Source organism: Amycolatopsis balhimycina FH 1894, assembly GCF_000384295.1.
Classification (GTDB): Bacteria; Actinomycetota; Actinomycetes; order Mycobacteriales; family Pseudonocardiaceae; genus Amycolatopsis; species Amycolatopsis balhimycina.
Genome location: NZ_KB913037.1, coordinates 3,761,188 through 3,773,781, shown reverse-complemented (window position 1 = coordinate 3,773,781; position 12,594 = coordinate 3,761,188). Strand labels below are relative to the sequence as shown.

Here is a 12,594-nt window from a genome sequence, read left to right as displayed (position 1 = left end):
ACGACATCCGGTCGCGCTACTCGCCTTCGATGACGTCCGGTTCCACGCCGAGGTAGCCCGCGACCTGCTCCACCAGCACGTCGTGCACCAGTTCGGCCAGCTCCGACGGGTCCTTCGCCCGCGCCTCCAGCGGCCGCCGGTAGAGGACGATCCGGGCCCGCGTCGGCAGGCCCGTGCGGTCGACGCCCGCGGGGACCAGCCGCGACAGCGGCACCGCGCCGTCGTGCAGGACACCGTCCGCCGGGGTGTTGCCGTTTTCGCGGACCTCCGGCACGTCGTCGACCGCCACGTCGAGCTTCGTCAGCTCGTGGCGCCAGCGGGCCTCGATCGGCTCCAGCGCGTCGAGCACCAGGGCGTCGAACCGTTCCGCGCGGCTCGCGGCGGCGGGCAGGGTCGCCGGATACAGCGTCCCGCGCAGGCCCCGGCCGTGCCGGTCCCGTCGCGAGCGCCGCCGCTGTCGGTAATCACGAGCCGTCGCCACTCCGGAAGTCTATGCGGTCGGCGGGTCGCAGCGCGTGTCGCTCCTCCGACCTTGCGGCGACGCGCTATCGTTTCGACTCGTGCGGAGCGTACGGAAGTGTTCGCGTACTGGCTGTCTCGAGCCAGCAGTGGCCACGCTGACGTATGCCTACAGTGACTCCACCGCCGTCGTCGGCCCGCTGGCCACCGCCTCCGAGCCGCATTCGTACGACCTCTGCGAAGCACACGCGCTGCGGCTGACCGTCCCCAAGGGCTGGGAAGTCGTCCGGCACGAAGGCGCCTTCGCCGCACCGGACCCGTCGGCCGACGAGCTGACCGCGCTGGCCGAGGCCGTACGCGAGGCCGGCCGCCCCGGGAAACCCGCGCCCGCTCCCGAGCCGGAGGGCCCGTCCGGGCGCCGCGGCCACCTGCGGGTGCTGCCGGGCCGCGCCTGAACGCGTAACCCGCTCACACCGCCGGTAGGCTTTCCGCGCGGCGCAGCGGGCGCCAGGACGACTATTCGCGGGAGACGGCGTGCCAGACCTTTCGAGCATCGTTAAGGCCTACGACATTCGCGGCGTGGTCGGCGAGCAGCTCGATGCGGACCTCGTCCGCGACTTCGGCGCGGCGTTCGCCCTGCTCATCAAGCCGGAGGCGCCGTCGGTGGTGATCGGCCACGACATGCGCGACTCGTCGCCGGCCCTGTCCGCGGCGTTCGCCGAGGGCGTCACCTCGCAGGGCCTCGACGTCGTGAGCATCGGGCTGGCCAGCACCGACCAGCTGTACTTCGCGTCGGGCTCGCTGAACATGCCGGGCGCGATGTTCACCGCCAGCCACAACCCGGCCAAGTACAACGGCATCAAGCTGTGCCGCGCCGGCGCGTCCCCGGTCGGCCAGGACACCGGGCTCGCCGAGATCCGCGACACCGTCGAGCAGGGCGTGCCCGGGTTCGAGGGCCAGCGCGGCTCGGTGACCGAGCGGGACGTCCTCGCCGGCTACGCGGCCTACCTGAACAACCTCGTCGACCTGTCCGGCAGCCGTCCGCTGAAGATCGTCGTCGACGCCGGCAACGGCATGGGCGGGCACACGGTTCCGACCGTGTTCGCCGGGCTTCCGATCGAGGTCGTGCCGATGTACTTCGAGCTCGACGGCAGCTTCCCGAACCACGAGGCCAACCCGCTCGACCCGGCGAACATCGTCGACCTGCAGGCGAAGGTGCGCGAGGTCGGCGCGGACGCCGGGGTCGCCTTCGACGGCGACGCCGACCGCTGCTTCATCGTCGACGAGCGCGGCGAGCCGGTTTCGCCGAGCGCGATCACCGCGCTGGTCGCCGTCCGCGAGCTGGCGAAGGACCCCGGCGGCACGATCATCCACAACCTGATCACGTCCAAGGGTGTGCCGGAGATCGTCTCCGAGCACGGCGGCAAGCCGGTCCGCACCCGCGTCGGCCACTCGTTCATCAAGGCCGAGATGGCCCGCACCGGCGCCATCTTCGGCGGCGAGCACTCCGCGCACTACTACTTCCGCGACTTCTGGCGTGCCGACACCGGCATGCTGGCGGCGCTGCACGTCCTCGCCGCGCTCGGCGAGCAGAACGGCCCGCTGTCGGAGCTGACCAGCGCGTACTCGCGCTATGCGGCTTCGGGTGAGATCAACTCCACAGTCGACGACCAGGTCGCGAAGATGATGGCCGTCAAGGACGCCTTCGGTGCCCGTACCGGCGTCGAGATCGACGAGCTGGACGGCCTCACCGTGCAGCTGCCGGGCGGCGCCTGGTTCAACCTGCGCCCGTCGAACACCGAACCACTGCTCCGGCTGAACGTCGAGGCCGCGAACACCGACGCCGTGCGAGGGCTGGTGGACGAAGTACTCGCGCTCATCCGCAGCTGACCCGTCCACCGATGAGGGGCGGCCAGGACGAACTGTGTCCTGAAGTGCCCTTCATCACACCTCGCCGCGTGGTATGGAGGAACCATGGCCTTCACGCTCGACGCCCAGCTCCTCGAGATCTTGGCGTGCCCGTCGCCCGATCACGCCCCCCTTCGGCCGGGCGCGCCGGACGACCCCGAGGCCGACGCCTTGACCTGCACCGAATGTGGTCGCGTGTACCCCGTCCGTGATGGGATCCCGGTGCTGCTCCTCGACGAGGCGACGTTGCCCGGGGACCACGGAAAAACCGATGCCGACAGTGCTTGACGACTCGCTGCTCGACGATCCCGCGCGGCTGGCCGAGGCCGACAGCGCGGGGTTGCTCCGTGCCGCCGCGATGGCCGGCGCCCAGGTACGGGCGGCCGCCGAGCTGGCCGCGGAGCTGGGGCTGTCCGAGCGGCTCGACATGGGCCGCCCGCGCGCCGTCGTGCTGATCGACCGGCCGGGGGTGAGCCGTACGCTCACGCGGCTGCTGGCCGCCCTGCTCGCGCCGTCGTGCCCGGTCCCGGTGGTCGTCGCCGAGGTGGTGCCGAGCTGGATCGGCGCGCTCGACGTCGTGTTCGCGCACACCGACGACCCCGGTGACCGCGAGCTCGCCGCGTCTCTGGAGCGCGCCGCGCGCTACGGCGCATCGGTGGTGCTGTCGGCGCCGTCCGAAGGGCCGGTGGCGGCCGCCGTGGCGGGCAAGGGCCTGCTGCTGGCGCCGCGCATCCCGGTGCCGCCGGAGCTGGCGTTCCCGCGCGGCCTGGCCGCCGGGCTGCTCACCGCCAACGCGCTGGGTCTGCTGATCTCCGACGTCGAGTTGCTCGCCGACCAGCTGGACCTCGAAGCCGAGAAGGACTACCTGGCCCGGGACTCGTTCGAGAACCCGGCCAAGGCGCTCGCCCTGCGGGTCGCCGACCACGTGCCGCTGCTGTGGGGGCTGGACCCGGTCGCGGTGGCCGTCGGCGAACACGCTGCGCACGCGTTCGCGGCCCACGCGGCCACGGTGTGCGACGTCGAGGACTATCGTCAGGCCCTGGCGCGCCCCGCATTGCGGCGGGCAGCGCAATCGGGGGGCCGGGAGCGTGACATCTTCGCCGATCCGGACGATCCCTCTGGTGACATCCCCACCCGGGTGCTGCTCCTCTCGGTGCGGACCGGTCCGGCGACGGACGCGGCGCGCTACCAGGCCGAGGATCTGCTGCCGGGTGCGGACGTCATCGCCCCTGCCGAGGAGATCGAGGCCGACGAAATCGTGCGGGCCGCGGTGCTGGCACTGCGGTTCGAACTGGCGGCGGTCTATCTCGGGCTGGCGGCGGGCAGCATCGGCGGCGCGGGTCGCTTCGCGCCCGCGACGGCGTGAGACCCGCCGAGCACCGGCCGTGGCCGGTGCCGAAGGAGTGGAGTTGAGGTGACAGTGGAGCTGCTGCGCAACGCGGTGCGGCCCTACGCCTGGGGATCGCGAACGGCGATCCCCGAGCTGCTGGGCCGTCCGGTACCCGCGCCGCACCCCGAGGCCGAGCTGTGGATGGGCGCCCACCCGGGTGACCCTTCCCACGTCATCGGCCCGGACGGGACCGAGCGGAGCCTGCTGGAACTGGTGGACGCCGACCCGGTGACGCAGCTCGGCGAGCGGTGCGCGACGCGGTGGGGTGGGCGGCTACCGTTCCTGCTGAAGATCCTCGCGGCGGAGGAGCCCCTGTCGATGCAGGCGCACCCGTCGGCGGCGCAGGCGGCGGAGGGGCACGCCCGTGAGGAGCGGCTGGGCATCCCGCGGGACGCGTCGAACCGCAACTACCCGGACCCGACGGCGAAGCCCGAGCTGGTCTGCGCGTTGACGGAGTTCCACGCGCTGGCGGGGTTCCGGGCGCCGGACCGCACGGTCAAGCTGCTCAAGGCGATCGAGACGCCGGGGCTGGCGAAGTACACCGGGCTGATCGAGGCGCAGCCGGACCCGTCGGGGCTGCGGGCGCTGTTCACGACGTGGATCACGCTGCCGCAGCCGTCGCTGGACGCCCTGTTGCCGGAGGTGCTGGACGCCTGCATCCGGCACGTCCAGGAACACGGCGAGTTCGCGGCCGAGTGCCGGACGATCCTGGAGCTGGGCGAGGCACACCCGCGGGACGCGGGCGTGCTGGCGGCGCTGCTGCTGAACCGCCTGACGCTGCGCGCGGGCGAGGCGATCTACCTGCCGGCCGGCAACCTGCACCTGTACCTGCACGGCACCGCCGTGGAGATCCTGGCGAACTCGGACAACATCCTGCGCTGCGGCCTGACGCCGAAGCACGTGGACGTGCCGGAGCTGCTGCGGGTGGTGGACTTCGCGTGCGGCGAGATGCCGGTGCAGTGCGGTGACGTCGGTGACCGGATGGCGGTGTACCGCACGGACGCGCCGGAGTTCGAGCTGTCGCGGGTCGAGTGGGCCGAGGGCCAGGACGACGAGATTTCCGTGGACAGCGTGGGCCCGCAGATCCTGCTGTGCACGGCGGGCGCCCTGCTGGTGACGGCGGACGACGGCGAGCAGGTCGAGCTGCGCCGCGGCCAGTCGGTGTGGCTGCCGGCGGCGGACCCGCCGGTGAAGATCCGCGCCCGGGGCGGCGCGCGCTCCCAGCTCTTCCGCGCCACGGCGGGTACCTGCGACTGACCAGCCGCGGCAGATCGATCAGCTGCCGGGCCGGCCGTACTGGTGCGCGGCCGGCGGTTGTGTGCTGCGTTGGGGGTGGCGGTTTCTGTGTGCGTTCCGTGTGGTGGCTTCCGCCACGATCTACACCCGAGGGGATGACCCTGGTGCGCTGATGCGCGCCGCCGGCTCCCTGGGGGTGGCGCCGGTCGGGTTCGCCCGGCGTCCGTGGGGCTTGAGGTGGTGCCGCGAGGGGGCGGCACCACCTCGCGGCACCACCTCAAGCCGGTTCGGTGAGGGCGAACAGGACGCGCCGGACGGCGGCCGCGCTGGCGTCACGCGGGTCGGCCAGGCGCGCGGCCTCGGCGGCGGCTTCCGACGCCGCGGCCTCGTCGCCGACGGCCGCGTGGGCTCGGTGGAGGACGAACCAGGTGAGGCCGGTCGCGGCTTTGCCGCCCATTTCGCGGAATTCGTCGAGGCAGGCGCGGAGCACCGGGATCGCCTGCGCCGCCCGGCCTTCGCCGACCCAGCTCGCGGCGATCGCGCGGGTGCAGGAGAGCTCGCGCGGACGTTCGTCCAGCTCCCTGGCGATGCCGCGGGCCTCCTCGAACGCGGCCGTCGCACGGTCACGGGAGCCCGTCGCCGCCGAGATCGCGCCCAGCGTGCGCAACGACTTCGCCAGCGCCGAACGCGCCACCGTCTCGCGCAGCAGGTCCACCGACTCCGCGATGGCCGCCGCCGCTTCCGCGTGGTCGCCCGTGAGCAGCGACGACCACGCGAACTCGTGCAGCGCCGTGCCGATCTGCCGCGGGTCGCCGGTTTCCCGCGCCGACGCGCACGCGGCCCGGTCGACGTCCCGTGCTTCGGCCACCCGGCCGAGCCGGAGCAGCGCCGCCGACTCCGCGGCCCGGACTCCGGGCGCCTCCGGTTGACCGTCCACAGTGAACAGTTCGCGGGCCTCGGCCGCGGTCTGCAGTGCTTCTTCGGCGCGGCCCAGCCCGATCAGGCAGTGCGCCAGGTTCGCCGAAACCCACGCGTGGGTGCGGCGGTCGCCGTGGGATTCCAGCTCCTTCGCGCATTCGCGATACGAAGCGGCGGCCTCCTCGTACTGCCCCCGCGCGTGCTGCAGCAGCGCCAAGTGCGCCTCGGCGAGCACGGCCCGCCGTCGGTCGTCCGCCGTCGCCAGCACGGTCTCGTAGGCCGCGCGCAGGTCGGCGTAGTGCCCGTGCAGGTACAAGTACACGCCGAGCTTGTCCAGCAGCAGCAACGCTTCCCGCGTGCCCAGCGACCCGATGAGCCGCACGAGGTTCGCGCGCTCGGCCGCGAACCACTCGTCCGGACGTCCCAGCAGCCGGGCCACCAGCGCGTCCGGCAACGGCTGCGCGAGCGGCTCGTGGGCCATGGCCGGCATCGGCACCGTGCGCGGCAGGCGAGCCGCGGCCGCGTCGGCGAGCGCGAAGGTCGCGGCCAGCACAGTGTCGGCGCCCCCTTCTTCCGGCGGGCCTTCCGCGGCGTACAGCCGGACGAGGTCGTGCATCCGGTACCGGCCCTCGCCGGTCCGGTCGACCCCGTGCGCCTCCAGCAGGCTCGCCTCGACGAGCTCTTCGACCGCCTCGTCGGCGGCCGGGTCGCCGACGAGCGTCGTGACCGCCCAGGCCGGCAGGTCGGCCAGGCGGCACCGGCCGAGCAGCCGGAACGCGCGCCGCGCGGGTGGCCGCAGGCCTTCGTAGCTCAGCGCGATGCTGCTCCGGACGGCCAGGTCGCTCACCGTCAGCTCGTCGAGGCGGCGGACCTCGTCTTCGAGCCGGTCGGCCAGCTCGGCGAGCCGCAGGTGCGGGCGGATGGCCAGCCTGCTGCCCGCGATCCGCAGGGCCAGCGGCAGCCGAGCGCACGCCGCGACGATCCGTTCGGCGTCGGCGCCCTCCCGGGCCGCCCGCGTCCCGGCGAGCCGGTTCAGCAGCTCGGTGGCGTCGGCGCCGGAGAGCGGGCCGAGGGCCAGCCGGTGCGCGCCGGCGAGCCCGCTCAACCGGCGACGGCTCGTCACGAGCACCGCGCACCCCGGCGTGCCGGGCAGCAGGGTGCGGACGTGCTCGGGGTCGACGGCGTCGTCGAGCACCACCAGGACCCGCCGGTCGGTGAGGCGGCCGCGGAACACCGCCGCGCGGGCGCGCACGTCGTCCGGGACCGCCGGGCCGGGCACGCCCAGCGCGCGCAGGAGGTCGGCCAGCACGTCGCCGACGTCGCGGTCCGCCAGCGGCACGTACAGCTGGCCGTCCGGGAACCGCGCCCGCAGCCGGTGCGCCGCGCGCACGGCGAGGGTGCTCTTGCCCGCGCCCGGCTCGCCGCTGAGCACCGCGACCGGGACACCGGCGCCGCTGCCGAGCACGCCGGTCAGCTCCGCTAGCTCGGCGTCGCGGCCGGTGAAGTCCCCGATGTCCGGCGGCAGCTGGCACACCGGCCAGACGGGAGGCGGCAGCCGCGGCACGGGGTCTTCGCCACGCAGGACGGCGGCGTGCACCCGGCGGGCTTCCGCACCGGGCTCGACGCCGAGCTCGTCGACCAGCGTGGCCCGCAGCCGCCGGTAGACCTCCAGCGCGTCACCCTGCCGCCCGGCCCGGTGCAGCGCGGTCATCAGCTGCGCGGCCGGCCGTTCGCGCAGCGGGTGCTCGCCGGCGACGGCCTGAAGCTCCCCGATCAGCTCCCCGTGCCGCCCGGCGGCGAGTTCGGCGTCGACGCAGTCTTCGAACACGGCGAGCCGCTCGGACTCCAGCCGCGCGACATCGGCGTCGAGCCGGGGGACGTGCAACCCGGCCAGCACGGGCCCCCGCCACTGCGCGAGTGCCCGCCGGTAGTGCCGCGACGCCTCGACGGCGTCCCCGGCCTGCTGCGCTTCGGCGACGGCGGACCGGAACACGAGCAGGTCCAGCTCGTCCGGCTCGACGCGCAGCCGGTACCCCAGCGGCTCGTGCTCGATCCGGAGGCCGTCGATCTTCTCGCGCAGCCGCGAGAGGTAGGTGTGCAGGTTGGAGGCGTGCGACTTCGGCGGGCCGCCCGGCCACAGCGCCTCGACCAGCACGTCCACGTGGACGGGCCGGCCGGCGTGGAGCAGCAGCACGGCCAGCAGGGTGCGCTGGTGGTCCCCGCGCAGCGCGAGCCACCGCCCGGGCGGGCTCTCGACGGCGAGCGGCCCGAGCACGCCGAAGTGCGCCATGTCACCTTCTCCGGAGTGGTCGACTGGGAAAGCCACGGTAGCGAAGGGGTACGACAGAAACGGCGGCCGGGAAGGACAGCCGTGCTTGGCGTTCGCTCGTTGGGGTGAGTATAGTGATAGCTATACTCGCGCGATGGCGGGTCAGGACTGGGACATCTATGTCGTCGACGAAGTCCTCGAGTGGATCGAGCAATTGGACGACACGACGCACGCCCGTGTCGTCCAGGCGATCGATGCGTTGTCCGAAGGCGGCCCCGGTCTCGGGAGACCGCTGGTCGACAGCATTGTCGGGTCGAAGATCCAAAACCTGAAGGAGCTGCGGCCAGGCACCGTGCGCATCCTGTTCGTCTTCGACCCCTGGCGGTCGAGCGTCCTGCTCGTCGCCGGGGACAAGGCGGGCCAGTGGAACGCCTGGTATCGGGAAGCGATCCCGCTGGCCGAGGACAGATATGACCGTTATCTGAAGGAACGTCAGGCAGAGGAGGACCGACCATGACCGGGTACGCGCGCTGGAAGGACGTCCGCGCGGCGCACGTCGAACGAGCCGGTGGCGAGGCGGCGGTCGAGGCGGGCAAGCAGGAGCTTCTTGCCACGGTCCAGGGCCACCGCCTCGCCGAAATCCGCCGGAGCCGCGGCCTGACCCAGCAGCAGCTGGCGGAGCGGATGGGCGTGACGAAGGGCCGGGTGTCCCAGATCGAGCAGGGAAGGATCTCCGGTTTCGAAGTGCTCGCCCGCTACGCCGCGGCTTTGGGCGGCCGCCTGCATCAGGCGATCTACTTCGAGGACGGTGACATCGCCGCCATCGCCTGAGCGAAATCCCGGCCGGGGCGGTCCCAGGAGCGCGTTCCTATTAGGCTCCACCCGGACATTCAGGACCTACCAGGGGAGCGGTCGTGTCAGCTGGAGGCGGAACCAAGGCGATCATCGCGGCACTCGCGGCCAACGCCGGGATCGCGGTGGCGAAGTTCGCCGGCTTCCTCGTCACCGGGTCGTCGTCGATGCTGGCGGAGTCCGTGCACTCGCTGGCCGACACGTCCAACCAGGGGTTGCTGCTGCTCGGCCAGAAGACGTCGCGGCGGGAGGCGGACAAGGAGCACCCCTTCGGCTACGGCCGGGACCGGTACTTCTACTCCTTCATCGTCGCGCTCATGCTTTTCACCCTGGGCGCGGCCTTCGCCATCTACGAAGGCATCCACAAGATCGGCCACCCCGAACCGCTGGAGTCGCCGATCGTCGCGGTGATCATCCTGGTCCTCGCCCTGTGCCTGGAGGGCTACAGCTTCTTCACCGCGATCACCGAGTCGAAGAAGATCAAGGGCGGCGCGAGCTGGTGGGGCTTCATCCGGCAGTCCAAGGAACCCGAACTGCCCGTGGTGCTGCTGGAGGACGCCGGCGCGCTGCTCGGGCTCGTCTTCGCGCTGCTCGGTGTCGGGCTGGCGGTCGTCACCGGTGACCCGGTCTGGGACGGCGTCGGCACCCTCGCGATCGGCCTGCTGCTCGGCGTCATCGCGATCATCCTCATCGTCGAGATGAAGAGCCTGCTCATCGGCGAAGGCGCCAACGAGCCGGTGCTCGCGACGATCGTCGACGAGCTCGCCGCCGGCAAGGTCGAGCGCGTCATCCACATCCGCACCCAGTACCTCGGCCCGGACGAGCTGCTCGTCGCGGCGAAGCTGGCGCTGGTGCCGGGGCTCGACACGGCCGAGGTGGCCATGGCCATCGACGACGCCGAGGCCCGCGTCCGCGCCAAGGTGCCGGTCGCCAAGCTGATCTACCTCGAGCCGGATCTCGACCGGAGCCTCGCGCGATAGCCGAAGATCCACTTCGTGACTTTCGGCGAGCCGTCACGCGGGTGACCCGTTAGGGTGACTTACTGCGATACACGCAGGCCGGCCGCAGGAGGTCAACGGTGCCCGGAACGGGATTGTGGCGCACTAAAACGATCGAACAGTCCATTGCGGACACAGATGAGCCGGACACCAAGCTCCGGCGGAACCTCGGCGCCTGGGACCTCACGGTCTTCGGGGTCGCCGTCGTCATCGGCGCCGGCATCTTCACGCTGACCGCGCGCACCGCGGGCGACTACGCCGGGCCGTCGGTCTCGCTGGCCTTCGTGTTCGCCGCGATCGCCTGTGCGCTGGCCGCGTTGTGCTACGCGGAGTTCGCCTCGACCGTGCCGGTCGCGGGCAGCGCGTACACGTTCTCCTACGCCACCTTCGGCGAGTTCATGGCGTGGATCATCGGCTGGGACCTGATCCTCGAGCTCGCCGTCGGCGCGGCCGCGGTGTCCAAGGGCTGGTCGGTGTACCTCGAGACGGTGCTCGGCTACCTGTTCGGGAAGGGCACGAAGACGACGTTCGAAATCGGGAGCGTGACCGTCGACTGGGGTGCGCTGCTCGTCGTGGCGATCCTGACGACGCTGCTGGCCGTCGGCACGAAGCTGTCGTCGCGGGTGTCGATGGTGATCACCGGCGTCAAGGTCGCCGTGGTGCTGTTCGTGATCATCCTCGGCCTCTTCTACATCAAGGGCGCCAACTACTCGCCGTACATCCCGCCGGGCGAGACGGGCGGCGCCGGTCAGACGGGCGTCGACCAGTCGCTGTTCTCCCTGATCGCGGGCGGCGCGAGCAGCTCGTTCGGCGTCTTCGGCCTGCTGGCCGGTGCTTCGCTGGTGTTCTTCGCGTTCATCGGCTTCGACATCGTCGCGACCACCGCGGAGGAGACGAGGAACCCGCAAAAGGCCGTGCCGCGCGGCATCATCGGTTCACTGGTGATCGTCACCGTGCTCTACGTCGCGGTGTCGCTCGTGGTCGTCGGCATGACGTCGTACAAGGACCTCGCGACCAAGGCGGGCGACGGCAGCCACAAGACCCTCGCCACGGCGTTCTCCGCCAACGGCGTCGACTGGGCGGCCAACATCATCTCCTTCGGCGCGCTGGCCGGCCTGACCACCGTCGTCATGGTGCTGATGCTGGGCCAGGTCCGGATCATCTTCGCGATGTCCCGCGACGGCCTGATGCCGCGCGGGCTGGCGAAGACCGGCGAGCACGGCACGCCGAAGGGCGCGACGCTCATCGTCGGCGGCCTGGTCGCGCTCGCCGCCGGCTTCTTCCCGGCGGACAAGCTCGAAGAAATGGTCAACGTCGGCACGCTTTTCGCGTTCGTGCTCGTCTCGGCCGGTGTGCTGATCCTGCGCCGGACGCGGCCGGACCTGCCCCGCGCGTTCAAGGTGCCGCTGGTGCCGCTGATCCCGATCCTGGCGATCCTCGCCTGTCTGTGGCTGATGCTGAACCTGACCGTGCTGACCTGGCTGCGGTTCGTCGCCTGGATGGTGCTGGGCGTGGTGATCTACTTCGGGTACAGCCGCCGGCATTCGCTGCTGGGCAAGCGGCAGGCCGCCGAACCCGCCGAGGCGCCCGAAACCTGACTTGCGCGAGAAAAGCCCCGCCGTCCTGGATGCCCAGGTCGGCGGGGCTTTTTGCGTTTGGTTGCGCGGTGCGAGGTTACAGCTTGATCAAAAGGATCTTGCGATTCGTGTGCAATAGGGGACCCCGTGTAAGCGGTCGGGTGACGTGCGATACCTTTCGATCCTTCGTGTGCCACTGACGGGTGAATTACAGCCGCGTGATTCCCACAGGCAGTGGTAGCACGGTCCCCCGATTTTGCCGTTCCTCCCCCGTTCGGTACTGGAGAACTCATGCGCAGACGTTCCTTCCGCGGCGCCGTGGCGGTCATGGCGCTCACCACCGCTGCCCTGATCGGGACCGCCGGTTCCGCCCTGGCCTGCTGGAGCCCCGACGACCGCTCGAACCCGATCCCGGACCGCAACTACTCGAAGTGCGCGGACGGCCAGGACAAGGTCACCCAGGACGACGTCGACTTCACCGGTGGCGTCGGCCAGAAGACCCTGACCATCTCGAAGGTCCACGATGGCGTGACCGTGAACCGCATCGTCGTGATCGGCGGCAACGACGGCTTCAACGAGTACATCCCGGGCAAGAAGAAGCTCTCGCCGACGGCGCCCTGGAAGGACCTGAAGCCGACGCTGACCAGGGACCGCAAGGAAACCACGATCGACAAGTGGTTCTTCTGCGGTACCAAGACCACGAAGCCGACCGAGACCACCCCGGCGACCAAGTCGTCGACGCCGACGACCACGAAGCCGGCCGCTCCGGTGTCGGAGACCTCGGTCTCGCCGACCAAGACCACCGCTCCGGCCGCCGTGCCGGCGGGCAACGAGTCGGGCACCGGTGGCGGCCTGGCCAACACCGGTTTCGACAACAGCTGGCTGATCTGGGTCGCCGGCCTGTTGCTGGTCGCCGGTGGCGGTCTGCTCGCGCTGCTGAAGTTCCGTCGCAAGGCTTCCGAGTGAAGCTGAGCTAGCTCACGGCTG

The 12,594-nt window shown here is 71.6% G+C and carries 12 protein-coding genes; 10 read left to right on the top strand and 2 right to left on the bottom strand.

The window, feature by feature from the left end:
• Positions 1–16: 16 nt before the first annotated feature.
• On the bottom strand, positions 17–481 hold the full coding sequence (locus A3CE_RS0116335) for a metallopeptidase family protein (RefSeq protein ID WP_020641172.1): 465 nt from the start codon (positions 479–481) through the stop codon (positions 17–19).
• 79 nt (positions 482–560) lie between these two features.
• Between A3CE_RS0116335 and A3CE_RS0116330 the strand changes: the two genes are divergently transcribed.
• The 5 genes from A3CE_RS0116330 (at position 561) to manA (ending at position 5,014) form a co-directional block, all read left to right on the top strand.
• Positions 561–914 carry a DUF3499 domain-containing protein gene (locus A3CE_RS0116330; RefSeq protein WP_026468546.1) on the top strand — a complete coding sequence of 118 codons (354 nt, stop codon included), beginning with the start codon at positions 561–563 and terminating at the stop codon, positions 912–914.
• Positions 915–993: 79 nt separating this feature from the next.
• Positions 994–2,349: a phosphomannomutase/phosphoglucomutase gene (locus A3CE_RS0116325; protein ID WP_026468545.1), complete on the top strand. Its 1,356-nt coding sequence runs from the start codon at positions 994–996 to the stop codon at positions 2,347–2,349.
• Positions 2,350–2,433: 84 nt separating this feature from the next.
• Entirely contained in the window at positions 2,434–2,655 is a 222-nt protein-coding gene (locus A3CE_RS0116320) for a Trm112 family protein (protein ID WP_020641170.1), read from the top strand.
• Positions 2,639–3,733: a hypothetical protein gene (locus A3CE_RS0116315; protein WP_043790882.1), complete on the top strand. Its 1,095-nt coding sequence runs from the start codon at positions 2,639–2,641 to the stop codon at positions 3,731–3,733. The genes A3CE_RS0116320 and A3CE_RS0116315 overlap by 17 nt, the downstream gene beginning before the upstream one ends.
• Before the next feature lie 54 nt (positions 3,734–3,787).
• A complete protein-coding gene (gene manA / locus A3CE_RS0116310; protein WP_020641168.1) occupies positions 3,788–5,014 on the top strand; it encodes a mannose-6-phosphate isomerase, class I in 1,227 nt (408 codons plus the stop codon).
• A gap of 256 nt (positions 5,015–5,270) precedes the next feature.
• On the opposite strand, the gene A3CE_RS0116305 is transcribed toward manA, so the two are convergent.
• On the bottom strand, positions 5,271–8,201 hold the full coding sequence (locus A3CE_RS0116305) for an AfsR/SARP family transcriptional regulator (protein ID WP_020641167.1): 2,931 nt from the start codon (positions 8,199–8,201) through the stop codon (positions 5,271–5,273).
• Positions 8,202–8,334: 133 nt separating this feature from the next.
• Between A3CE_RS0116305 and A3CE_RS0116300 the strand changes: the two genes are divergently transcribed.
• From A3CE_RS0116300 to A3CE_RS0116280, 5 genes are all read left to right on the top strand, one after another.
• Positions 8,335–8,697, top strand: coding sequence for a type II toxin-antitoxin system RelE/ParE family toxin (locus A3CE_RS0116300; RefSeq protein ID WP_020641166.1), 363 nt, complete (start codon positions 8,335–8,337; stop codon positions 8,695–8,697).
• The gene (locus A3CE_RS0116295) at positions 8,694–9,011 is read left to right on the top strand and encodes a helix-turn-helix domain-containing protein (RefSeq protein WP_020641165.1); all 318 of its coding nucleotides are present in this window, start codon (positions 8,694–8,696) and stop codon (positions 9,009–9,011) included. The genes A3CE_RS0116300 and A3CE_RS0116295 overlap by 4 nt, the downstream gene beginning before the upstream one ends.
• Positions 9,012–9,094: 83 nt before the next feature.
• Positions 9,095–10,012 (top strand): cation diffusion facilitator family transporter, encoded by a 918-nt coding sequence (locus A3CE_RS0116290; protein ID WP_020641164.1) that lies wholly within the window; start codon positions 9,095–9,097, stop codon positions 10,010–10,012.
• A gap of 98 nt (positions 10,013–10,110) precedes the next feature.
• Positions 10,111–11,628, top strand: a complete 1,518-nt coding sequence (locus tag A3CE_RS0116285; protein ID WP_026468544.1) for an amino acid permease — start codon at positions 10,111–10,113, stop codon at positions 11,626–11,628.
• Positions 11,629–11,898: 270 nt separating this feature from the next.
• Positions 11,899–12,573 carry an LPXTG cell wall anchor domain-containing protein gene (locus tag A3CE_RS0116280; RefSeq protein ID WP_020641162.1) on the top strand — a complete coding sequence of 225 codons (675 nt, stop codon included), beginning with the start codon at positions 11,899–11,901 and terminating at the stop codon, positions 12,571–12,573.
• Positions 12,574–12,594: the final 21 nt, after the last annotated feature.